This is a genomic window from Aneurinibacillus sp. REN35 (genome assembly GCF_041379945.2).
Classification (GTDB): domain Bacteria; phylum Bacillota; class Bacilli; order Aneurinibacillales; family Aneurinibacillaceae; genus Aneurinibacillus.
Map to the genome: position 1 here is coordinate 549,135 of NZ_JBFTXJ020000001.1, position 21,167 is coordinate 570,301.

The following is a 21,167-nucleotide window of genomic DNA, read 5'->3' on the forward strand; positions in this document are numbered from 1 at the left end:
AATGCGCGGCAATGAAGCCTCTGTCTATTAGACAGGGGCTTTTTGCGTACATAACGAGGAGGAAGATGGCACGATGGAGGAGAAAAAGCGCTTCATTCAAGAATTTGTACCGGGCAAGCAGATTACGTTAAGTCATTTAATTGCCAATCCGGACCCTGATATGTTTGAGAAATTGGGAATTCCTCAGGCGGGTGCGATCGGTATTCTAACATTAACCCCGAGTGAGACGGTGATTATTGCAGGTGATCTTGCCACGAAGGCCGCACATGTAAGTCTTGGATTTCTTGATCGATTCACTGGAAGTCTAGTATTGGTTGGCAGCGTCTCTGAAGTGGAGACGGCGATGCAGCATATTAATGACTTTCTTGAACACAAGCTGGGTTATACGCCTGCAAGAATTACGAAATCATAGCGGAAGGAGATAAGAGATGCCAAAGCAACACCGCGCCATGCTGATTGGAGCCATCGGGGCAGGGAAGTCAACGCTGACGAATGCACTGCTTGGGCGCAAACAGCCTGCTGTAAAGACACAGGCGCTCAGCTATCAGGATTGGATTGTGGATACACCAGGTGAGTATACAGAAAATCCAATGTTCTATAAGAATCTGATGGCTACAGCGCTCGAAGTCACTCATATACTATTTATTCAGGATGCAACCAATTCAAAGCCGGTCTTTCCTCCGGGATTCGCTACGGGCATACCGAAGCTTGCAATCGGGGTTGTTACCAAGGTGGATGCACCGGGGGCTGACGGAGCCCGTGCCGCTGTGCAGCTGCGCCAAGCAATGCCAACCGGACCGATTCTCCTGGTATCTGCTTATACAGGTGAAGGACTAGAGCACATTCGCTCGCTGGTAGAGTGCGCCAATTACTTACAGATGAAAGAGTATTGCTTGAATTCCAAATCAATAAATATTTCCGATATGTAACCCTTTACATTAATAATAATCTCTAGTATGATAATGGTAGTAAATGAATAGGAAACAGGCAAAGGCGCCTATCAACAGGGAGAAAGTGTGCATGTTGAAGGAGCCTTTTTTGTTCAAAAAGGGGTCTTTCATATGACGAGTGCACTCGATACGCAGCATATACAGCAGTTATGCGAGCAGTATACTTCTCTTACGGAAGAAGAGATTCGCATAATTATACGTAAAAGCGAGGCGCTGCAGATGATTGCGGACGTGTCGCAGGCAAATGTATTCATCGATTGTCCAATGAAGAATGAGAATGCCGTCATCGTTGTCGCTGAAGCGGTGCCTGCGACGACACACTCCTTATATCAAGAAAGTGTTGTAGGCAAGGAGGTGTTCGCATCATACGAACCGGCCGTGTTCCGCACGTACCGCACCGGAAAGCCAGCTCTGATGAATCGGGCGCTTACCCAGGAAGGACAGCATGTTAAACAGAATGTCGTGCCTATAAAAAACGATAACCAGCAGACGATTGGCATGCTAATCCTTGAGCAGGATATCACCTTGCAGGTTAAGCATGAGAAAGAATTGGCTCTTCTATCAGAAACGACGCAGGATTTCAGCCGCACTTTCTGGGATTTGATCGCAAAGGAGCAGTCCATTCCCGATGTGATTGAAGAAGCGCTACTGCTTCTGAATGAAGAGGGCATGCTTTTGTATGCGAACAATTCGGCAATCGGTTTGTTTGAATCGTATAGTGAGAGAACGCGCGAAAACTATCTGCATGTCGATATTGGAACGATTTTGCCGTTCATGGAGAAGGGCGATTACCTGCATGATGGGGTGATTCAGCGCGAAGTTCATACACAAAAGGCGGTATACATTCTGCGCAGCATCTGTCTTCAGCAAAAAGAGAAAAAACGGCGCCTGCTCGTATATTTGCAAGATATTACTGATTTAAGGGACAAGGAGCGCCAGCTAATGGTCAAATCAGCGGTCATCCAGGAGATTCACCACAGGGTCAAAAACAATTTACAAACAGTTGCGGGTCTTCTGCGTTTGCAGATGAGACGGGGGGTGCCTGATGAGGCAAAGGGGCTGTATCAGGAGTGTCTAAACCGAATCGTGAGCATCGCTACTGTGCATGAAGTGCTCTCATATAACGGGATTGAGAGAGTAGCTATGCATCAGGTAATTGAGAAGATTTCGCGCATGTTGGTCTATAATATGACATCTGAAGAATGCCGTGTAGACGTACTGATGGATATTGAAGAGATTGCGCTGCAATCGAAGCAGGCGGTATCACTTGCCTTAATTCTGACAGAATTAGTGCAGAATTGCTTAAAGCACGGATTTACCGACCGGACAAGCGGGAGAGTATGGATCGAGTTTAAGGTGGAGGGCGAGAATATCCGGCTGCGTGTAGATGACGACGGCAAAGGATTTGAAGCACAGTCTGCCACTGACCAACTGGGGCTTGAGATTGTCCGGAACTTAACACATTTTGATTTGGAAGGGACATTTGAGATTATGCAGAACGCTGAAGGCGGCACGCGGGCAAGCGTAACGTTTCCGGCAGAACAGGGGGAATGACACGGTGAGCAAAGGCCGGATTATGGTCGTTGATGATGAATCGATCCTGCGTATGGACATTAAAGAAATGCTGCAGGAAGCCGGGTATGAGGTTGTCGCCGAAGCTAATAACGGAGAAGCTGCGATTGAGTTATCCGCCCGGCATGTTCCCGACCTGATTGTTATGGATGTAAAAATGCCTAAAATGAACGGAATGAAGGCGGCCCGGATTATCAATCGCTCGTTTGAGATTCCTACGCTTCTTTTGACCGCTTATACGGAGGATGAATTGATTACAGAAGCCAAAGAAGCGCACATTTTTGGCTATTTGGTCAAGCCGATTACGGAAAGAGACCTTATTCCCGCAGTCGAAGTGGCGATTGGCCAAGCCCAGCGTGTGCAATCGCTTATGGGCAGCATCAAAGAAATGGAGCGGAAAATAGAGGTGCGCAAACAGGTAGAACGGGCCAAAGGTGTGCTGATGGACGTCTATCAGCTCAGCGAAGAACGCGCTTATCAGACGATGCGTACGTATTGCATGAATACGCGCAAAACGATGGGGGAAGTGGCTGAGCATATTCTAACAAATCGTACGCTTGATGTACGATCGGTACTATAAAATGATGAAGGAAGTAAAAAAGCATATCACAGGCAAAGGCGCCTTATGTAATAAGCGGAAGCGGGCTTATTATATAAGGCGTCTTTTTGTATAAAAATCTCGTAGGAAGGAGGGGCCTAATGCGCCAGCTACATCGGGAAACAGAGCAAATCATCAGTGCAGGCATCGATATTGGCACAAGCACAACGAAGCTTGTCATTAGTCGTTTTTCTTTAATGAATACGGCAGGAGCGAGCCATGTACCGCGCATCGAGATTGTCGATACAGAGATCATCTACAAAAGTCCGATTCATCGCACGCCGCTTGCTACGGGAGATGATATCGATATTGCAGCCGTCTTCGCTTTAGTACGCAAGGAGTATGCACAGGCGGGCATTCATGAACACGAGATTGAGACGGGTGCAGTTATCATCACAGGCGAGAGCGCAACGAAGCGCAATGCCGAGGAGATGGTGCGACGTCTCTCCGATGAGGCCGGTGAGTTTCTCGTAGCAACGGCAGGTCCTGATCTAGAAGGTATGATCGCTGCAAAAGGATCGGGCGCCTATGAACATTCAAAACGGAGCGGACGCACTGTCGCTAATATTGATATAGGCGGCGGTACAGCGAATATTGCTGTTTTTCAGGCCGGTGTGTTCAAAGGCACATGCACGCTCCACATCGGCGGCCGCTTGATTGAGTATGAGCAGGGGCGCATCCAAAAAATTTCAGCACCGATTCAGCAACTGCTTGCTAGGAAGGGATGGGAGCTTACGGTAGGCGATTTGGCCGCATCCCCTATCATAGGGCAGTTGGCAGAGGCGATGGCAGAGACGCTTGGCCGTATTCTAACTGGCCATGTTTCTTTAGATGACGAGGTGCTGCTCGTAGGTCATCCGCCGAATTGGAATGCGACAGTAGAAGACGTTATGTTCTCCGGCGGTGTAAGTGAATGCATCTATCATCTTGAGCCTGTGGAGAGCGGGGGGGAACAGCTCTTCTATGAGGATATGGGTGTGCAGTTGGCTGAGACGCTGCGCAATCATCCATCGCTTCAAGCGTGGAAATGGATGCGACCAGAAGAGACTGTCCGTGCAACGGTGCTTGGAGCAGGAACGCAGACGACGGAAATCAGCGGTGCGACGATTCAAGTAGCCAAAGAGGCGCTGCCGCTCAAAAATCTGCCTGTTCATCGGATTTCCTTTGATAAAGAGACGCATCATTTGCGTGAGAAAGTATTGCGGGGATTTGATTTGGCGGTGGAATTATATGATCCACACCATGAAGGACGGAATTTCGCCGTGTATCTGTCTGATATTCCGTATATTCGCTTTCGTGACATACAGGAGGTGGCAGCTTCCCTGCTTGAAGGGCTGCATCAGCGCCCAAATACTGCCGAGCCGCTTGTTGTTGTAACAGAGAGCGACATAGCCAAGGTGCTTGGCCAGTCTCTGCTGGCTATGCAGGCAGAGCGCAGGGTTTTATGTATTGATCAAGTACGGGTGGAGAATGGCGATTACCTTGACATCGGACGAATGCTGCACAGCGGCGTGGTGCCGGTGGTCGTCAAGACGCTCGCGTTTCATTCGTAAGAAAGGAAGGGGTAAGGATGAGGCTTACAACAATGCTGCAAGGACAAACTTATGAATTTGCGAACCTCAAAGAATTATTCGCCAAAGCCAATGAAGAAAAATCCGGAGACCGGCTTGCAGGCTTAGCGGCAGAAACAGTGCAGGAGCGCATTGCCGCTAAGCAGGTGCTTGCCGCAATTACGCTTGAAGATATAAGGAATCATCCGCTTCTTCCGCCGGAGGAAGACGAAGTGTCGCGTATCATTGACGAGCAGATCAACGATACGATTTATGCGGACGTTAAAGGTTGGACGGTTGCGAAGCTGCGTGAATACATTCTTGATGACCGTACAGGTGAGCGCGAGCTGAATCGGCTGAGCCGGGGAATAAGCAGTGAGATGATTGCGGCAGCAGCCAAGTTAATGTCTAATCTTGATCTGATTCATGCTGCCAGTAAGATCGAAGTAATTTCCCGCTGCAACATTGCAATCGGGCAGAGAGGGACGCTGGCATCAAGGCTGCAGCCGAATCACCCGACAGACAGTGTCGATGGAATGCTCGCATCTTTAAAGGAAGGCTTGTCCTATGGCGTAGGTGACGCGGTGATCGGCATTAATCCGGTGGATGATTCTATCGAAAGCGTTAAGCGGCTTTTGCATGCGACACATGAATTTATCGAGAACTGGAACATTCCGACACAAAACTGTGTGCTCGCCCATGTCACCACACAGATGAAGGCGGTGGAGAGAGGAGCGCCTGCTGCAATGATATTCCAAAGCATTGCCGGAACCGAAGCGGCAAACCGCTCCTTCGGTATTACCGCCTCCCTGCTCGATGAAGCCAAGCAGATGATTATGGAAAAAGGAACAAGCCGCGGTCCACAGCGCTTGTATTTTGAAACAGGGCAAGGTTCGGAGCTGTCCGCCGAAGCGCACCACGGCATTGATCAGATGACGCTTGAAGCCAGAAATTACGGATTTGCCAAGAGGTTTGATCCATATATTCTCAATACGGTTGTCGGCTTTATCGGACCGGAGTACTTGTATGACAGCAAGCAGGTCATCCGTGCGGGGTTGGAAGATCATTTTATGGGCAAGATGCATGGCATTCCGATGGGCGTTGATATTTGCTATACCAATCATATTCGTGCTGATCAGAACGATATTGAGGATCTCGGTGTACTGCTGACTGCAGCCGGCGTCAATTTTATTATTGCAACACCGATGGGAGATGATTGCATGCTGAACTACCAATCGATGAGCTATCACGATATTGCAACGCTGCGCCAGACGTTGAACAGGAAGCCGGCGCCAAAATTTGCCGCTTGGCTTGAGTATATGGGCATTACAGAAGACGGTAAGCTAACGGCTCGCGCAGGCGATCCGACAATTTTTGCTGAATAGGAGGGATGGATATGGATCAGCAGCTAATCGAAACTGTGACCCGCTTGGTAATGGAGAAGCTGAAAGCTGCAGAGGGCAAGGATGCACCGGCCTCCCCCACTTCATTGCAGACGATGGAGAAGAAACGTACCTTCGGCTCCGTAAAGATATGGAATCATGTGGAAAGCGAGCAGCAAGCAGCACCGCATACGCCACCCTCCAGGACCTCTCCGACCCCGAAAGCCGCGCCGACAAAGGTGTCAGAGACGGAAGCTTCAGGGGTTGAGAAACCAAAGAATACAGAGCAGCTACGAGAGCTGATGAAGCAGACGCCGGCACGTATCGGGATCGGTCGGGCTGGACTGCGGCCAAAAACGAATGCATGGCTCACCTTTCGCTATGATCATGCGGCCGCTGTTGATGCGGTGTATGGGACGGTAGCAGAAAATGTTCTAAAAGAGCTTGGCGTATTCACTGTCACGACCCAGGTGGACAGTAAGGAAGAGTACATTTTGCGCCCGGACCTTGGGAGGCGTTTAAGCGATGAAGCCAAGGAGGCGCTTCGCAAGCGCTGCAAGAAGAAACCGAAGGTACAGATTGTCATCTCGGACGGACTTAGTTCGCAGGCGGTTGAAGCCAATGTAGAAGATGTGTACCTGGCACTTACACAATCACTCACTACGTTAGGAATTGAGATGGGTACCCCGTTTTTTGTGGAGCGGGGACGTGTAGCGGTTATGGATGACATCGGCGAAGTGCTAGAGCCGGATGTTGTGGTCCTGTTGATCGGGGAGCGCCCGGGGCTTGTAAGCGCAGAATCGCTAAGCGCGTACCTGTGCTATCGTCCGCGCAAAGGCGTCGTAGAAGCAGACCGGATGGTAATCTCTAACATTCACGCAGGCGGCATTCCTCCGGTCGAAGCTGGAGCGTATTTGGGAGAAGTGATCCAGAAGATTTTGAAATACGAAGCGAGCGGTGTGTCGCTCATTCAAAAAGAACAGTAGGGAAGGAGGGAGAGAACGTATGAATCTTCAGCCGATTAAAGCGGATGTGCTGGCGGTGCGCATGATTCCGAATGTGGACGCAGCGCTTGCAGAAAAGCTCGGACTGGTGTCTGGACAGCGCAGTGTAGGCATACTGACGGTTACGATTGATGATATCGGCTATACAGCGCTTGATGAGGCTACCAAGCGGGCGGAGGTGGATGTCGTCTATGCGCGCTCGTTCTATGCCGGGGCGGCCCATGCTTCAGGTCCGCTTTCGGGGGAATTTATCGGAATGATTGCCGGGCCTACTCCAGATGAAGTAGAAAGCGGACTTGAGGCCGCGCAGCATATCATCCAACATGACGCGCATTTTGAAGCGCTCAATGAAGATGGTTCGCATGCGTTATATGCTCATGTGATTCCTCGGACCGGCACGTATTTGTCCAAGGTTGCAGGCATTAATGAAGGTGAACCGCTGGCTTATCTTATTGCCCCGCCGCTCGAAGCGGTATATGGCCTCGATGCAGCACTCAAAGCAGCCGATGTACAATTGGCCGCCTTCTATGGACCACCTTCGGAAACGAATTTCGGCGGCGGGCTGTTGACAGGTTCGCAATCAGCGTGCGAGGCGGCTGCCGCAGCCTTTCGCGATACGATTATTCGTGTGGCCCAGAATCCCTTGGTTTGGTAGAAAAGCGGAAAGGAGTGATCAATTGTGCAGCTAGATAAGGATTTGCAATCGCTGCAGCTTATGCGGCATGCGGTTCGCCGGGCGAAGGCAGCCCAGCAGGAATTTAAGGGCTATTCACAAGAACAGGTGGACCGCATCGTCAAGGCAATGGCCGATGCAGCCTATGAGCAGGCCTATGAGCTGGCGCGGTTGGCGGTGGAAGAGACCGGACTTGGTATCGTCGAGCATAAGGCGATTAAGAATCAGGTTGGCTCAAGGGATGTATATGAATCCATTGCAAGCGTCAAAACAGTTGGCATCGTCCGTGAGATTCCGGAAGAGAAAGTGGTAGAAATCGCTTCACCATTCGGTGTGATTGCAGGCATTGTTCCAGTAACCAATCCCACATCCACTGCCATTTTCAAGAGCCTGATTGCACTCAAGGCACGCAATGCGATCGTATTCAGTCCTCATCCGTCAGCGGCACGCTGTACGATTGAAGCGGCGCGTGTCTGCCTGAAGGCGGCTGTGGCGGCAGGAGCACCGGAAGGTATCATCGGCTGGATTGAAGAGCCGACGATGGAAGCAACGGAAGGGCTAATGAAGCATAAGGATGTCAATCTCATCCTGTCGACCGGGGGAAGCGGTCTGGTACGGGCCGCATACAGCTCGGGTAAGCCGGCTTATGGAGTTGGTCCCGGCAATGTACCGGTCTATATCGAAAAAACAGCAAATACAGCTAAAGCCGTACAGCGCATTATTGACAGCAAGACGTTTGATAATGGCACGATTTGCGCATCAGAGCAAGCGGTTATTGTCGATCGCAACGTGCGGGAGCAGGCGCTTAGAGGATTTCGCAACGGCGGCGCCTATATCCTGAGTGAAGAAGAGAAAAAGAAGGTGGAGAATGTCATCTCCCCGGTGCGCGGGAAGCTTAATTCTGCGATTGTAGGCAAAAAAGCAGCCGTAATTGCTGAGATGGCGGGCATTCGTGTACCGGCAGGGACGACTCTTCTGCTTGCCGAGGAAACGGAGGTGCATAAGGAAGTTCCTTTCTCCATCGAGAAGCTATCTCCTATCCTTGCCTTATATACGGTAGGCGGCTGGCAGGAAGCGAGTGATCTTTGTGAGAGATTGCTTGCGCTCGGCGGCCGCGGGCATACGCTGTCACTGCACACGGAAGACGAAGAGATAGCTCGTGCAATGGCGCTTCGTCTCCCTGTCTCCCGCATTCTCGTCAATACCCCATCTTCTCTTGGTGCTGTTGGGGCAACGACAGGACTTGCCGCTTCCATGACGCTTGGCTGCGGTACATTCGGTGGTAACATTACCTCCGATAACCTGAGCGCACACCATCTGATGAATCTCAAACGCCTCGCCTATGGAATCAAGGACATAACGGTTCCAAAGGCAGGCAGCGGTAGTGGAGGTACGAAGCAAACAGCATCCTCCATCCAGAGTGAAGAGGAACAAATTCAGGAAGTGGTTGCACAGGTGCTTGCTAAGACTGGACAGATTGGCCGTGTGGATAAACACACTGTCGCGGCACTGGTCGATCAGGTGCTTGCAAAATTATAGTAAGCAAATAAAATAATGATCCAAATGAGGAGGAATAAATCATGGCAAGAGAATTAACGGCACTCGGAATGATTGAAACGAAAGGACTGGTTGCTTCCGTAGAGGCGGCTGACGCGATGGTAAAGGCGGCAAACGTACACTTGGTTGGAAAAGTACATGTAGGCGGCGGATTGGTTACCGTATTGGTCCGCGGCGATGTAGGTGCGGTCAAGGCTGCTACGGATGCGGGTGCAGCAGCGGCGCAGCGCGTTGGAGAACTGCTGTCTGTTCACGTCATCCCGCGTCCGCACAATGAGCTTGAGAGCATCCTGCCAAAATTTGAACCACAGCAATAATGTCATACGATACAGCCCTCATTGAACGCATCGTTGCGGAGGTGCTTGGCCGACTTCAGCCCGGGGCAGGCGGGAGGAGTGAAGTCAAGCCTGGACTGTTGCTTGTCTATCCGAGTGAGTTTGAGCCGCAGGCTGTGAGCGTCGTAGAGAAAGAATTACAGACAGAATGGAATGTCTATCATGCCAATGTAGCGGAGGTAGAACAGGTTTCGCTGCAGCGCGATGTCAAGCGCTTGGTCTTTTTGCAGGCTGACCAGGATTTGCTTATGCGTGGTGCGCTCGGATTAACCGGAACAGTAGAGAGCCAATTGTTGGCTGAAGGTCTGCTTCAAGGCATTCCTACTTTATTGGTTCCCTGTGCCTCGCTGAAGTGGCTCTTGGATCAAAATACAGGCATGGCCGTGCTTCCTGCAACGGCCAAGCGCTACCGGCAGCATTTGCGCACGCATGCAGCGGAGTTGGTGTCATTTGGTGCAGCGCTTGGCTCTATGGCTGATGTACTCGCTCTCTCCGCAGAAGCGATACAGGAGACGGAGGCAGAAGGCGATGGCGGTAAAGTACGCAGGGAGCGAAGCGCGGTCTTTGCGGGTAAGGTGCTGACGCACAGCGATATACAAAAGACAAGAGAACATACTTTGTACGTGTCGCCGTCTACAGTTGTTACACCGCTGGCGAGGGATGCGGCACGGACCAACGGCGTAAGCATTCAAGTGGACGAGGGGTGAGCGCGTCATGCGCATGGGAACGGTCATTGGAAACGTATGGGCAACGCGCAAGGAGGATGGACTGACAGGTCTTAAATTTCTTTTTGTTCAGCTCGAAGATACAGCCGGCGCGCCGATTGATGCGCCGGTGATTGCCGCTGACCGCATTGGCGCAGGCATTGGTGATACGGTAATGATCACGACGGGCAGTGCTGCCCGGTTCGCCATTCCCGAGCGAGATGTGCCTGTGGATGCGGTCATCATCGGCATAGTGGATTCAATTGATGTGGAAAGCAGGTGAATGAATCATGGCAAAAGCGCTTGGTATGATTGAAACAAGAGGACTCATCGGTTCGATTGAAGCAGCCGATGCGATGGTTAAGGCGGCTGATGTGCGATTGCTGTCGCAGGAGAAGGTGGATGCTGCGCTTGTAACGATTTTTATTGAAGGCGATGTGGGCGCGGTGCAGGCTGCTTTGGAAGCGGGAAAGGCAGCGGCTGGGCGGGTAGGCGAGCTGGTGTCAGCCCACTTTATTCCCCGTCCGGATGATGAGGTGCATGCTGTATTAAAAAAGCCTGAATCGGCTGAACCCGTATCTTCTATATCTGAAACAGTAGAGAAGAAGGTGGGGAGAGGGGCCGGAAATCGCCGCAAAAAAAATGAGGAAGATACACCGACCTTGCCCGCACCATCTGAAGTGGAAGAAGAAGCGGATAAGCGTCAGGATTGATAGGATAAGGGAGGGGGAAGGTAGTGGATGAGACTCTCGTGTATTGTGAAAGGCACACGCTATTCATTCACATCGGTTACGGAAGTGCTGGCCAAAGCCAGTGAAGAGAAGTCGGGCGATCGGATGGCGCGCATCGCAGCGGAATCAGCGCTTGAACGCATGGCGGCCAAAGTCGTGCTCAGCGAGCTGACGCTGGCGGATATGTATGAACATCCAGCTCTTCCGTATGAGCAAGATGAAGTCACACGTATCATCTATGATGATTTGAATCTTTCTATTTATCATGACATAAAGGGTTGGAGTGTGGGAGAGCTGCGCGATTATATTTTGTCGCATGAAAGCGGTACGCATGCACTCACCCGTCTTGGGCGCGGGCTGACAAGCGAGATGATTTCCGCCGTAGCTAAGCTTATGTCGAGCATAGATCTGGTTATGGCATCACAGAAAATTAGGCCCACAGCACATTGCAACACACTGATTGGGGAGAGCGGACGCCTGGCTTTTCGCTGCCAGCCGAATCATCCGAATGATGATCCGGAAGGGATTCTCTTCTCTATGAAGGAAGGCTTATCTTATGGCTCGGGTGATGCGGTCATCGGCATCAATCCGAATGTTGATACGGTAGAATCGGTCTCCCGTCTTCTTCATATGTCACACGACTTCATACAAAAATGGCAGATTCCCACCCAGAATTGTGTGCTGGCACATATTACCACACAGATTCATGCGCTGAAGCGCGGCGCGCCGATTGCTCTTATGTTCCAGAGTCTTGCAGGTACACAGCAGGCAAACGATGCGTTTGGGGTCAATGCTGAGCTGCTTGATGAAGGGGTAGCTCTTATGCGGCGTCAAGGTACATCAGCGGGTCCTAATGTAATGTACTTTGAAACCGGCCAAGGCTCTGAAGTCTCACTTGCAGCGGATAGCGGTGTGGATATGCAGACGCTAGAAGCCCGAACATATGGATATGCGCGCCGCTGGCAGCCGTTTATGGTCAATAATGTGTCTGGATTCATCGGGCCTGAGACACTCTATGACGGGCGTCAGATGATCCGCGCCGATCTAGAAGATATATTCATGGGCAAGCTGCACGGTCTGCCGATGGGAATCGCCCCAACGTATACGAATCATATGCATGCCGACCAGAATGATCAGGAGATCGCGGGCATGCTTACAGCACTTGCGGGCGCTAACTTCTATATGGGCGTACCGGGCGGAGATGACGTCATGCTCAATTATCAAGATACAAGCTACCATGATGATGCCAGCCTGCGTGAGATGCTGGGTCTGCGTCCGTTAAAAGAGTTTGAGAAATGGTTGGAGACAATGGGGATTATGGAAGATGGGCGTCTAACTGATCGGGCAGGAGACTTATCGATTTTTGAGTAGAGGAGGTGAGTGGATTGAACGAGGCAAGGGTAGAACAAATCGTAGAACAAGTACTGCGCGAGCTTACGCGCAAGTTTGCGGCGTCACGCGAGGAAAACGTAAATATGGCAAAGAATGAATCGGACGTGCCGCCAATCGATGATGTGATCTTGTTCCCGGAGGAAAAGGAGATGGGCGTTTTGCATCCGCATATGCTGCAGACGATAGAACGAGCGCAGCGGAGTACGCCGGCCCGCATCGGGATCGGACGCGCCGGTACAAGAATGCGCACGCGCAGCTACCTGCAATTCCGCATCGATCATGCTGCGGCGCAGGATGCAGTTATGAAGGATGTAGCGCATACATTTGCTGAGGAACTTGATTTGCCTATACTAACAACGCAGGCAGAAGAGATGGATACGTATCTAATGGATCTAGATAAAGGGCGCAGGCTCTCCGATGAGTCGGCGCGTTGGCTTGCCCAACATGGGGATAAACAAAAAAATGTGCAAATTCTTGTCTGTGATGGACTTAGTTCATCTGCTATCGAGGCAAATGCCCGTGATTTACTAGGATCGCTCATGCAGGGGCTGAAGTTAAAAGGCGTAAGTGTCGGTCGTCCTCTTTTTGTCAAAAGGTCCCGTGTCTGGGTACAGGATCATGTTGCGTCGATTGTCGATTGCGATGCTGTTATCTCCCTCATAGGGGAGCGGCCGGGACTTGCTACGGCGGAGAGTGTAAGCGCCTATATCATCTATCGACCGGGACAGCATACTGTAGAGGCGGATCGTACGGTAATTTCAAATATTCATAAGGGCGGCTTTCCTCCAGTGGAAGCGGGTGCGCATCTAGCAGACCTGCTGCATGACATGATTGCCGAGCAGGCAAGCGGCGTCACATATATGCGAAAGAAGAATAGTCGAAATAGTTAGTTAATACCCATTTTCGTATCCATGTAAAGGAGGGTTGGATGTGGCACAATTCGGGAATTATGTGATTTATGTAATGATGGTGGCGGCAGTAGCGGGTGCCATTGCGGCAATTCGTGACAGTGAAAAAGGGCTGGGCCGTGAATTTATGGAGGGTTTGCATTCCGTCGGATATATTTTTGTTCCCGCTGCGGGGATTATGGCGTCCATTCCGTATCTATCGCAGCTCATTCAAGCCGTATTCGGCCCTTTATTTCATGCAATGGGGGCTGACCCATCCATCGCGGCAACCTCGATCATTGCCATGGATATGGGCGGATATCAGCTTGCAGAGAAGCTTGCCCAGACCAAAGAAGGCTGGATTATGGCGACCATGACAGGCTATATGGCAGGAGCAACCATTGTATTTTCCATTCCGATGGGGCTTGCCATGCTCGATAAGCGCGACTACAAATATATGGCACTTGGTGTCATGTCAGGGATTTTGACCGTACCGATCGGTGTGTTTATTGCCAGTATCTTAATGCTTGTATCCGATGCGAAAATTCGTGAAGTCATTGCAACAAATGGAGAAGCGACCTATCAGCTTGCCCTTAGTTTCGGACAAATTATGTTGAACTTATCCCCACTTGTCATACTTGTGGTACTTATCGCTCTTGGGCTGCGTTTCTTCCCGAATGTGATGATCCGAGGATTTATCTGGTTTGGTAGAGGCATTGACGCCTTTATTAAGCTGGTATTAGTCGCGTCCATTGTTGAATACTTTACCGGCTTCTTCAGCATGATTTTTGGCGGCTGGGGCTTTGATCCGATCATTGCAGACGATGAGAATCCGGTACGCGGTCTTGAAACGGCAGGCTTTATCGGTATTATGCTGGCCGGTGCCTTTCCGTTTGTGTATCTTGTCCGTAAATACCTGGCCAAGCCGCTCGAAGCCGTTGGCGGGAAGCTGGGACTAAGTCCGGTAGGCAGCGCCGGTTTTTTGGCTACAATGGCTAATATTCTAGCCATGTTCCGTCTTGTAAAATCTATGCCTCCCAAAGATAAAGTTGTTAATATTTCATTCGGGGTGTGTGCAGCGTTCCTTTTGGGAGACCATCTTTCATTCACAGCCAATTTTCAGCCTACGATGATTCTGCCAATTATTATTGGCAAACTTGGAGCTGGAGTGATTGCTGTACTTTTCGCCTATTGGCTATCGGTGCCAAAAGCCTTGGAGTTGGAAGCGCGTGATCGCGCGGAAGGAATCATTGGCGAGCGAGAATATTTAGACCCGAATGAGAAGGTAAACATCCCGCTAGAGGGGGATGAACAGCCGTACGATCCGAAGTTGAGCGGACTGTAGCGCATTGAATTTGCATGGAGTAGCAAGCGGCCTTATTGAACCGTTACGGATGAGATGAGGTGCGCTTGCTATTTTTTTCGTGTAAATTCGGGTGCAACCATTTGAAAGAAGCGCGTAGAAAATGTTAAAATGCAATGTAAGTTGATTTTGGGCAAGCTTTACAAGGCAGCATTTTTAGGAGGTTTATGGATGGAAATCACGGTTAAAGTGAACAGGTACGTTGATTCATTAAAAGAAGTTACATACTATCTTGTATCAGTAAATGCAAAAGAAGGACTTCTTCGCAATGATAGCATCGATAAGGTGCTTGGTACGAGCTATCGCGATCTTGCCCTTGAGCATGGCGGGTTTATCGAGAACGGAAATGAAGTATACTTTCATACGCACGAAGAAGCGGAAGAGATGCGCGGGATTTTAAGAGAAATGCTGCAGGCACGCTACAATCAGACGATGGATGAAGAACTGGCAGAGCATTATGCGGAATGGGACGTATTGGAGACAAGCGAGGGCGTCGCCATTATTGCAAAAGATTTTCTGGATCAGAACGAGCAGCCTGTTATGGTAGTCATGAGTGATGATGTATATCTGCTGCAAATGCCCGGAACGGATACTATGTATGTAAATCTAGCAGGATACCGCGAGAATGAAGAAACATATCGTGCGGAAAGCGAGCAGCTCAAACATCCGATCATGTCGCTTGGCGATAAGGACATTGTGCGGGTGGAAGAGGATGCGGACGAAATTCTCGATTGGGATCGGCTTGAAGAAATCTCTGAGATATATAAGCAATATGTAAACACGCGTAAACAATCGCTGCGCTACGTAAAATAATGTAAACATGAAATCCCGTCGATGTATGGCGGGATTTTTTAACAGGAGGAAGATGCGATGAAGGTTAGCATTCTATGGGAGTATAAAGCGCCGCGGCAGAAGAAGAGCACTGCATTTACTTCGCAGATTATAGAAGCGACAGAGGCATTGCAGCTTGCTAAAGACATCGAGAAAACAGGCCGCATGGAGTCGATAGCTTTTGAAGATGAGAGTGGAGAGTTGTGGACGAAAAAGGAACTTGAAAAGCTGCTCAAAGAAATCGAGACGGAGCCGCACCATATCGTTGTGTATTTTGACGGAGGCTACAATAAAGAATATCGGGTAGCTGGTCTTGGCGCGGTGATTTATTTTGAGCAGACAGGAAAATCGTATCGAATTCGGAAGAATGAATCGGCAGAAGCGATCGAATCGAATAATGACGCCGAGTATGCGGCCTTCTGGCTTGCGCTCCGTGAACTTGAAGCGCTCGGTGTGCATCATCTGCCCGTTGTCTTCCGCGGTGATTCGCAGGTTGTGATCAATCAGTTGGACGGCGAATGGCCCGTGTTTGAAGAAGGGGAGAATCGCTGGGTGGATCGCATTGAAGCCAAGCTGCGCGAGTTGGGGCTGAAGGCGCGCTATGAGGCGATCGGCCGCGCTGAGAACAAGGAAGCGGATATGCTTGCAGGGCAGGCGCTTAAGGGTGAGTTGATTTTTAGCCGCAAGCAATTATAATATAAGCCCAAAACGTGTACAGGTATTTTCTTTTTTGTCGCAAAAGTATAATATATGAGTATTCGAAAAATAGAAAAAAACGTCAAGGACAGCCTTGCAATACAGAAGTGGGGGACAGAGAGATGAAGGTAGCAAAATTCGGAGGTACATCTCTGGCCAGCGCCGCACAGATTAAAAAAGTATGTGATATTGTGCTCGCTGATCCAGAAAGAAAAATTGTGATTGTTTCAGCACCGGGAAAACGGGACAAGTCGGATACGAAAGTGACAGATCTGCTCATTGCATTAGCAGAGAAGTACGTTGCGGAAGGTGAAGCGGAAGCGGAACTTGCCGCTGTCGTAGATCGGTACCGCGACATCGCGGAAGGATTATCGCTTCCAAGAGATATTGTGGATTTGATTGAAGCTGACTTACGGGAGCGCCTTACGCTTGACCGCAGTCAGCCAGACATGTTCATGGATGCAATGAAGGCGAGCGGAGAAGACAATAACGCAAAAGTTGTAGCGCATTATCTTGTAAGCTTAGGCGTGCAGGCAAGCTATGTTAACCCAAAGGAGGCCGGTCTGTTCGTAAGTGAAGAGCATGGCAATGCTCAGGTCTTACCGGAGTCCTATGAGAATCTAAAGGCGCTTCGTGATCGAGAGGGTCTGTTGATTTTCCCTGGCTTCTTCGGTTATGCTCCGTCTGGTGAATTGGTGACCTTCTCGCGTGGCGGCTCCGACATTACGGGCTCTATTCTTGCAGCGGCTGTCAAAGCTGATTTGTATGAGAATTTTACCGATGTGGATTCCGTGTTCGCCGCTAATCCGAATATCGTAGAGAATCCGACATCCATCCAGAAGCTTACGTACCGTGAGATGCGTGAGCTATCCTATGCAGGCTTTTCTGTATTCCATGATGAAGCGCTTATTCCTGCGTTTCGGGCTGGCATACCTGTCTGCATAAAAAATACGAACAATCCATCTGCTCCAGGGACGATGATCGTATTTGAGCGGGAAGGCAATGGCAATCCGGTGGTCGGCATCGCCAGCGCATCAGGTTTTTGCAGTATTTATGTCAGCAAATACTTAATGAACCGTGAAATTGGTTTTGGACGCCGTCTGCTTCATATTCTTGAAGATGAGCAATTGTCTTATGAACATATTCCATCAGGAATTGATGATATCTCTGTTATTTTACGTGATGATAAAATTGACGATGCGATGGAAGCGCGTATTACAGAGCGCATCCGCACAGAGCTTGCCGTCGATGATCTTGTGTTCGAACGCGAGATGTCGATGATTATGATTGTAGGAGAAGGCATGCGCCATAATGTAGGGACGACAGCACGCGCAGCCGGTGCGCTGGCGCGAGCTCGTGTAAATATCGAGATGATTAATCAAGGCTCTTCTGAAGTAAGCATGATGTTTGGGGTTAAAGCGATGGATGAAGAAAAAGCGGTACGTGCCATCTATGAAGAGTTTTTTAATGAGAAAGCACTGGATGCAGAGGAAAGCACTAAAGAAGCGTTCAGCTTGCGCTAGCTATGATTATATGGTGAGGGGGGAAGCGCAAAGCTAGAGTCTCGTATAGAGACTTGGATGCGGCTGCGCACGGTGATGATGTATATGGTCATTTATGATGCCATGACGGATTTTGGTTTTTTGTACAAGAAGGTCCAAGAATTCGCTTCGCTTGAAGAAGCCAAGGCCTTTGCGTCCGAGAAGAAAAAAGAAGGCGCACAAAATATTAAAATCGCACAGGAAGTTATGAGTCTGTGAGACACAGCAATGTCCCTCTATCGGGCCGAATCAGCTTTCTGGTGTTGTTGATGTGCCTGTGTGCAGTACTTCTTGTCGGGTGTGGAGATAAAAAAGAGAACATCATCTATGTAGGTCAGTCAGATAACTGGAAAGCGATTCTGACAGCAGTGCATACGCCTGGTACAGACCGTGAACAGCAAATTCTTCGCCTCTCTTACAAGTCAGCAGATATTGATTCTGTATACAATGTTCGTTATCAAATGTCGGGACTTACCCAAGAAGTAAACGGCAAGGAAGACAACATGAATAATAAGAGCGGCATTGTATCTCGTATGGAATGCACGGCATGTAAGCTAACGGACGAGAATCAGGCATTTACAGTAACAGTGGAGTGGAGTCCGAACCGCAAAGAAACGTTTCCACTCACGTTTATACGGAAGGAATAGAACGCTCCTTCTTCACATATTTTGTTCGCCCGTGGACAAAATAAAAGTGAAGGAGGGGCTTTTTTTATGATTGAAGTAAAATTACAGCCAACTTGTTCTCATACAATGTACTTTGATGCGGTAAAAGGGGGCCGGACATCTTTTGTGCTTGAAGATGAAACGCTCACCGCGCACCTTTCCGAAGCTGAGTTCTCTACATTTCTTAAAGATAATAATTTAATTTCGTATCGTGATGCCTTAAAAAGTTACGAAAGCGGTGAAATCGTCGGACGCTTTGCAAGCGTTGAATGATTGTCACATCCTGCTTGAAGCTCCTACTTGAGCCCTTGTCGGGGCTCTTTTTGCTATATATTAGAAATTTACACCTTTTATACAGTGTAAAAAGATATGGAAAAATGATGGATAAATCATTATTATGATCTTAAAGGATTAATTAATGTATTAAAATGAGTATAAAAGGTCTATTGAAGGAAGAAACAGGAAGAGAGCGAGGGAAGCATGGTGACGTCAAGCTATATTGATTTTTTTACAGACCGTCGCGGTAAGGTTACCGCCTGCATGGTTAATACATACATAAACGATCAACAGCATTACGCCGTCAGAATTGAGTTGGGCAAAGAGTACATTGTACGTCCATTAAATGCGTTGAAAAAAAAGCATCGGGACCGCCGCTGCATCGTAATCGGCTTCATACAGGATGACACAGGTGTACCTATTGATGCCCGTGTTAAATTTCTCGATACGAATCGGACAGGGAGAGTAAGCATTCGCGACCTGGCTGAACCGTCTGGAGAGGAAGTGGAGCGAGGGGAAGACTCCTGAGCATTAGTGAGGGCGTGCGCCATGCGCACGCTCTTTTGCTGTGGAGAAAAGGGATTTGACAGCCGAACAGCGAAAAGGAAACAAGAGAGAAAGAGAAAAAGGAGAGAGCTATGTATAAGACAGTGATTACACCGCGTATGTCCGAGACAAATGGAACAGGTCATATCAGCAACACAGCACTTCCCGTTTGGTTCGAAGCTGCGCGTACTGACATCTATAAGCTGTTTAATCCGACAGCAGATATGCGAACGTTCCCGCTGATTATTGTTACGATGCAGATTGATTTCCAGCGACAGTTGTACTTCGGGGAAGATGTGGAGGTGCGCGGTTGGGTGGAACGTATCGGCAGCGCGAGCTTCACGCTTTATGAAGAAGCGCATCAGAAGGGACAAGTGTGTGCCACAGGAAAAGCAACCTATGTATATTTTGACTACGAAACTCAGAAATCGTGTCCCATCAGCACGGAAATACGGCAGGCGCTGGCCGTCCACCTGCTTTCTACGAAGCCGGAGAAGATAAAGCCTTGATCATTTCCTCTACGCTGCCTGCGATGGTAGCGTAAGGCCGCCCCTGCTCTATTTGACTGCACAGCAGACGAATGCGTGAATAGAGTGTCCGACTGGACGTAATATATACGGAATAGCCAGGGAATTGACGAGATACGGCCGTTTGTACATCCTGCTCAATGGATTTTTTGCTGCGTGTATAATTACTCAGACGAAGGCCAACGATAATATCCTTCTCGTAGACGATTGCAGATGCGCTTGCTACGCCAAGAATGCTGCGCGCTGTTTGCTCGGCAAGCACGCTTGCATTCATCTGTGTCTCATTTATAGGGTTGGCATTCACATGACTTGGGCCGACAGGACTGCTTGAGCGAATACTGCAAGCACCCATAATAAACAAGCACCAGAGAGCGGACAAAACAATGAATGTACAGGTTCTCTTTTTGCGCATGATTCTCACCTCTTCCCCATTTTGTCCGTTCTTTCTGGCTTATAGTCACAAAAGTATGTGCTATGTCATTTTGCTTGTATAATAAGTAGGGTGAATATACACTGGAAATCGTGGGTATGTAAGTAAAGTAAAGAGATTGCAAAAAAATGGAGGATCGTATGCGTTCAATAGCATTACACACATTACAGGCGGTACGCGATGAGCTGCTCGCTCATCCGATGTATAAACAGATGACAACCCCTGCTCGGGTACGGGTGATGATGAAGCATCATGTATTTGCGGTATGGGATTTTATGACGCTATTAAAACGGCTGCAGCGTGAGGTTACATCCGTGGAAGTGCCGTGGATGCCGTATGAGACACCTGCTTATACGCGTTTTATCAATGAGATCGTATTAGGCGAAGAATCGGATGAAGATGGTCGAGGCGGGTATGCCAGTCATTTTCAGTTGTATTTGGAGGCAATGGATGAAGTGGGAGCGGATACCGCGCCGATTTATGCCTTCCTTAGAGCGCTGGGGGATGGGGAAGATTATCAGGAAGCGCTGAAACAGGAGTGCATTCCTGTATCTGTGCGTGAATTTGTCACCTATAACATGTATACGGCCATGAACGGATCGGTGCATGAAGTGGCTGCCGCTTTCTTCTATGGACGTGAGGATTTGATTCCGGACATGTTTGAACTGCTGGTCGATGCATTGGACAAGGAAGGGGCGAATAACGGTCGTTTGGACTATTATTTGCGCCGTCATATTGAATTGGATGGAGACGAGCACGGGCCGCTGGCACAGAAGCTGCTCGATAGCCTATGCGGGCAAGATGATCGCAAGACAGAAGAAGCGCTGGATGTGGCACGTCGTTCGCTGCTGATGCGTGGAAGGCTGTGGGATGGTGTGCTTGCTGAAATTAAGCAAAGAGGGATATAAATAGTGATAAAAGAAACCGGGCTGTCCATAAGGGCAGTCCGGTTTTTTT

General features: G+C 49.4%; 26 protein-coding genes. 25 read left to right on the plus strand and 1 reads right to left on the minus strand.

Annotation, left to right across the window (positions count from 1 at the left end; genetic code table 11):
* Positions 1-73: 73 nt before the first annotated feature.
* From eutS to AB3351_RS02745, 24 genes are all read left to right on the plus strand, one after another.
* Complete coding sequence (gene eutS / locus AB3351_RS02630) at positions 74-412, plus strand: ethanolamine utilization microcompartment protein EutS (RefSeq protein ID WP_371145557.1); 339 nt, start codon at positions 74-76, stop codon at positions 410-412.
* A gap of 16 nt (positions 413-428) precedes the next feature.
* Positions 429-929, plus strand: a complete 501-nt coding sequence (locus tag AB3351_RS02635) for a EutP/PduV family microcompartment system protein (RefSeq protein ID WP_371145558.1) — start codon at positions 429-431, stop codon at positions 927-929.
* 132 nt (positions 930-1,061) lie between these two features.
* Entirely contained in the window at positions 1,062-2,504 is a 1,443-nt protein-coding gene (locus AB3351_RS02640) for a sensor histidine kinase (protein ID WP_371145559.1), read from the plus strand.
* Between the two features lie 4 nt (positions 2,505-2,508).
* Positions 2,509-3,102 carry an ANTAR domain-containing response regulator gene (locus AB3351_RS02645; RefSeq protein ID WP_371145560.1) on the plus strand — a complete coding sequence of 198 codons (594 nt, stop codon included), beginning with the start codon at positions 2,509-2,511 and terminating at the stop codon, positions 3,100-3,102.
* Positions 3,103-3,221: 119 nt separating this feature from the next.
* The gene (locus AB3351_RS02650) at positions 3,222-4,673 is read left to right on the plus strand and encodes an ethanolamine ammonia-lyase reactivating factor EutA (RefSeq protein ID WP_371145561.1); all 1,452 of its coding nucleotides are present in this window, start codon (positions 3,222-3,224) and stop codon (positions 4,671-4,673) included.
* A 17-nt stretch (positions 4,674-4,690) separates the two neighbouring features.
* A complete protein-coding gene (locus tag AB3351_RS02655; protein WP_371145562.1) occupies positions 4,691-6,055 on the plus strand; it encodes an ethanolamine ammonia-lyase subunit EutB in 1,365 nt (454 codons plus the stop codon).
* Positions 6,056-6,066: 11 nt separating this feature from the next.
* Positions 6,067-7,038, plus strand: a complete 972-nt coding sequence (eutC, locus tag AB3351_RS02660; protein WP_371145563.1) for an ethanolamine ammonia-lyase subunit EutC — start codon at positions 6,067-6,069, stop codon at positions 7,036-7,038.
* A 19-nt stretch (positions 7,039-7,057) separates the two neighbouring features.
* Positions 7,058-7,711 (plus strand): ethanolamine utilization microcompartment protein EutL, encoded by a 654-nt coding sequence (gene eutL, locus AB3351_RS02665; RefSeq protein ID WP_371145564.1) that lies wholly within the window; start codon positions 7,058-7,060, stop codon positions 7,709-7,711.
* Positions 7,712-7,735: 24 nt separating this feature from the next.
* Positions 7,736-9,268, plus strand: a complete 1,533-nt coding sequence (locus tag AB3351_RS02670; RefSeq protein ID WP_371145565.1) for an acetaldehyde dehydrogenase (acetylating) — start codon at positions 7,736-7,738, stop codon at positions 9,266-9,268.
* A gap of 41 nt (positions 9,269-9,309) precedes the next feature.
* A complete protein-coding gene (gene eutM, locus AB3351_RS02675) occupies positions 9,310-9,603 on the plus strand; it encodes an ethanolamine utilization microcompartment protein EutM (protein ID WP_371145566.1) in 294 nt (97 codons plus the stop codon).
* Entirely contained in the window at positions 9,603-10,328 is a 726-nt protein-coding gene (locus tag AB3351_RS02680) for a hypothetical protein (RefSeq protein ID WP_371145567.1), read from the plus strand. Before eutM ends, AB3351_RS02680 begins: the two co-directional genes overlap by 1 nt.
* 7 nt (positions 10,329-10,335) lie before the next feature.
* A complete protein-coding gene (locus tag AB3351_RS02685; protein ID WP_371145568.1) occupies positions 10,336-10,608 on the plus strand; it encodes a EutN/CcmL family microcompartment protein in 273 nt (90 codons plus the stop codon).
* 7 nt (positions 10,609-10,615) lie between these two features.
* Positions 10,616-11,038 carry a BMC domain-containing protein gene (locus AB3351_RS02690; RefSeq protein ID WP_371145569.1) on the plus strand — a complete coding sequence of 141 codons (423 nt, stop codon included), beginning with the start codon at positions 10,616-10,618 and terminating at the stop codon, positions 11,036-11,038.
* Positions 11,039-11,065: 27 nt separating this feature from the next.
* A complete protein-coding gene (locus tag AB3351_RS02695) occupies positions 11,066-12,427 on the plus strand; it encodes an ethanolamine ammonia-lyase subunit EutB (RefSeq protein ID WP_371145570.1) in 1,362 nt (453 codons plus the stop codon).
* A 14-nt stretch (positions 12,428-12,441) separates the two neighbouring features.
* The gene (eutC, locus tag AB3351_RS02700; RefSeq protein WP_371145571.1) at positions 12,442-13,338 is read left to right on the plus strand and encodes an ethanolamine ammonia-lyase subunit EutC; all 897 of its coding nucleotides are present in this window, start codon (positions 12,442-12,444) and stop codon (positions 13,336-13,338) included.
* A gap of 40 nt (positions 13,339-13,378) precedes the next feature.
* A complete protein-coding gene (eutH, locus tag AB3351_RS02705; RefSeq protein WP_371145572.1) occupies positions 13,379-14,680 on the plus strand; it encodes an ethanolamine utilization protein EutH in 1,302 nt (433 codons plus the stop codon).
* 189 nt (positions 14,681-14,869) lie between these two features.
* Entirely contained in the window at positions 14,870-15,511 is a 642-nt protein-coding gene (locus AB3351_RS02710) for a hypothetical protein (protein ID WP_371145573.1), read from the plus strand.
* A gap of 57 nt (positions 15,512-15,568) precedes the next feature.
* Positions 15,569-16,225, plus strand: coding sequence for a reverse transcriptase-like protein (locus AB3351_RS02715; protein ID WP_371145574.1), 657 nt, complete (start codon positions 15,569-15,571; stop codon positions 16,223-16,225).
* Between the two features lie 122 nt (positions 16,226-16,347).
* On the plus strand, positions 16,348-17,748 hold the full coding sequence (locus tag AB3351_RS02720; RefSeq protein ID WP_371145575.1) for an aspartate kinase: 1,401 nt from the start codon (positions 16,348-16,350) through the stop codon (positions 17,746-17,748).
* A gap of 57 nt (positions 17,749-17,805) precedes the next feature.
* Positions 17,806-17,985 (plus strand): hypothetical protein, encoded by a 180-nt coding sequence (locus AB3351_RS02725; protein ID WP_371145576.1) that lies wholly within the window; start codon positions 17,806-17,808, stop codon positions 17,983-17,985.
* Positions 17,982-18,413 (plus strand): hypothetical protein, encoded by a 432-nt coding sequence (locus AB3351_RS02730; RefSeq protein WP_371145577.1) that lies wholly within the window; start codon positions 17,982-17,984, stop codon positions 18,411-18,413. Before AB3351_RS02725 ends, AB3351_RS02730 begins: the two co-directional genes overlap by 4 nt.
* 66 nt (positions 18,414-18,479) lie before the next feature.
* Positions 18,480-18,704 (plus strand): hypothetical protein, encoded by a 225-nt coding sequence (locus AB3351_RS02735; RefSeq protein WP_371145578.1) that lies wholly within the window; start codon positions 18,480-18,482, stop codon positions 18,702-18,704.
* Positions 18,705-18,911: 207 nt separating this feature from the next.
* The gene (locus tag AB3351_RS02740) at positions 18,912-19,235 is read left to right on the plus strand and encodes a hypothetical protein (protein ID WP_371145579.1); all 324 of its coding nucleotides are present in this window, start codon (positions 18,912-18,914) and stop codon (positions 19,233-19,235) included.
* A gap of 110 nt (positions 19,236-19,345) precedes the next feature.
* The gene (locus AB3351_RS02745; RefSeq protein WP_371145580.1) at positions 19,346-19,762 is read left to right on the plus strand and encodes an acyl-CoA thioesterase; all 417 of its coding nucleotides are present in this window, start codon (positions 19,346-19,348) and stop codon (positions 19,760-19,762) included.
* On the opposite strand, the gene AB3351_RS02750 is transcribed toward AB3351_RS02745, so the two are convergent.
* A complete protein-coding gene (locus AB3351_RS02750) occupies positions 19,734-20,192 on the minus strand; it encodes a YhcN/YlaJ family sporulation lipoprotein (RefSeq protein WP_371145581.1) in 459 nt (152 codons plus the stop codon). The genes AB3351_RS02745 and AB3351_RS02750 overlap by 29 nt on opposite strands.
* 158 nt (positions 20,193-20,350) lie before the next feature.
* Between AB3351_RS02750 and AB3351_RS02755 the strand changes: the two genes are divergently transcribed.
* Positions 20,351-21,118, plus strand: coding sequence for a DUF3050 domain-containing protein (locus tag AB3351_RS02755; protein ID WP_371145582.1), 768 nt, complete (start codon positions 20,351-20,353; stop codon positions 21,116-21,118).
* The last annotated feature ends 49 nt before the right edge of the window (positions 21,119-21,167 follow it).

Bases quoted from the DNA above. Each gene is read 5' to 3' on its own strand.
- AB3351_RS02725 (WP_371145576.1), top strand. From the start codon at position 17,806: ATGCGGCTGCGCACGGTGATGATGTATATGGTCATTTATGATGCCATG.
- AB3351_RS02690 (WP_371145569.1), top strand. From the start codon at position 10,616: ATGGCAAAAGCGCTTGGTATGATTGAAACAAGAGGACTCATCGGTTCG.
- AB3351_RS02750 (WP_371145581.1), bottom strand. From the start codon at position 20,192: ATGCGCAAAAAGAGAACCTGTACATTCATTGTTTTGTCCGCTCTCTGG.
- AB3351_RS02735 (WP_371145578.1), top strand. From the start codon at position 18,480: ATGATTGAAGTAAAATTACAGCCAACTTGTTCTCATACAATGTACTTT.
- AB3351_RS02640 (WP_371145559.1), top strand. From the start codon at position 1,062: ATGACGAGTGCACTCGATACGCAGCATATACAGCAGTTATGCGAGCAG.
- eutC (WP_371145563.1), top strand. From the start codon at position 6,067: ATGGATCAGCAGCTAATCGAAACTGTGACCCGCTTGGTAATGGAGAAG.
- AB3351_RS02740 (WP_371145579.1), top strand. From the start codon at position 18,912: ATGGTGACGTCAAGCTATATTGATTTTTTTACAGACCGTCGCGGTAAG.
- AB3351_RS02650 (WP_371145561.1), top strand. From the start codon at position 3,222: ATGCGCCAGCTACATCGGGAAACAGAGCAAATCATCAGTGCAGGCATC.
- eutM (WP_371145566.1), top strand. From the start codon at position 9,310: ATGGCAAGAGAATTAACGGCACTCGGAATGATTGAAACGAAAGGACTG.
- AB3351_RS02635 (WP_371145558.1), top strand. From the start codon at position 429: ATGCCAAAGCAACACCGCGCCATGCTGATTGGAGCCATCGGGGCAGGG.
- AB3351_RS02655 (WP_371145562.1), top strand. From the start codon at position 4,691: ATGAGGCTTACAACAATGCTGCAAGGACAAACTTATGAATTTGCGAAC.
- AB3351_RS02755 (WP_371145582.1), top strand. From the start codon at position 20,351: ATGCGTTCAATAGCATTACACACATTACAGGCGGTACGCGATGAGCTG.
- AB3351_RS02695 (WP_371145570.1), top strand. From the start codon at position 11,066: ATGAGACTCTCGTGTATTGTGAAAGGCACACGCTATTCATTCACATCG.
- AB3351_RS02720 (WP_371145575.1), top strand. From the start codon at position 16,348: ATGAAGGTAGCAAAATTCGGAGGTACATCTCTGGCCAGCGCCGCACAG.
- AB3351_RS02715 (WP_371145574.1), top strand. From the start codon at position 15,569: ATGAAGGTTAGCATTCTATGGGAGTATAAAGCGCCGCGGCAGAAGAAG.
- eutS (WP_371145557.1), top strand. From the start codon at position 74: ATGGAGGAGAAAAAGCGCTTCATTCAAGAATTTGTACCGGGCAAGCAG.
- AB3351_RS02680 (WP_371145567.1), top strand. From the start codon at position 9,603: ATGTCATACGATACAGCCCTCATTGAACGCATCGTTGCGGAGGTGCTT.
- AB3351_RS02745 (WP_371145580.1), top strand. From the start codon at position 19,346: ATGTATAAGACAGTGATTACACCGCGTATGTCCGAGACAAATGGAACA.
- AB3351_RS02685 (WP_371145568.1), top strand. From the start codon at position 10,336: ATGCGCATGGGAACGGTCATTGGAAACGTATGGGCAACGCGCAAGGAG.
- eutL (WP_371145564.1), top strand. From the start codon at position 7,058: ATGAATCTTCAGCCGATTAAAGCGGATGTGCTGGCGGTGCGCATGATT.
- AB3351_RS02710 (WP_371145573.1), top strand. From the start codon at position 14,870: ATGGAAATCACGGTTAAAGTGAACAGGTACGTTGATTCATTAAAAGAA.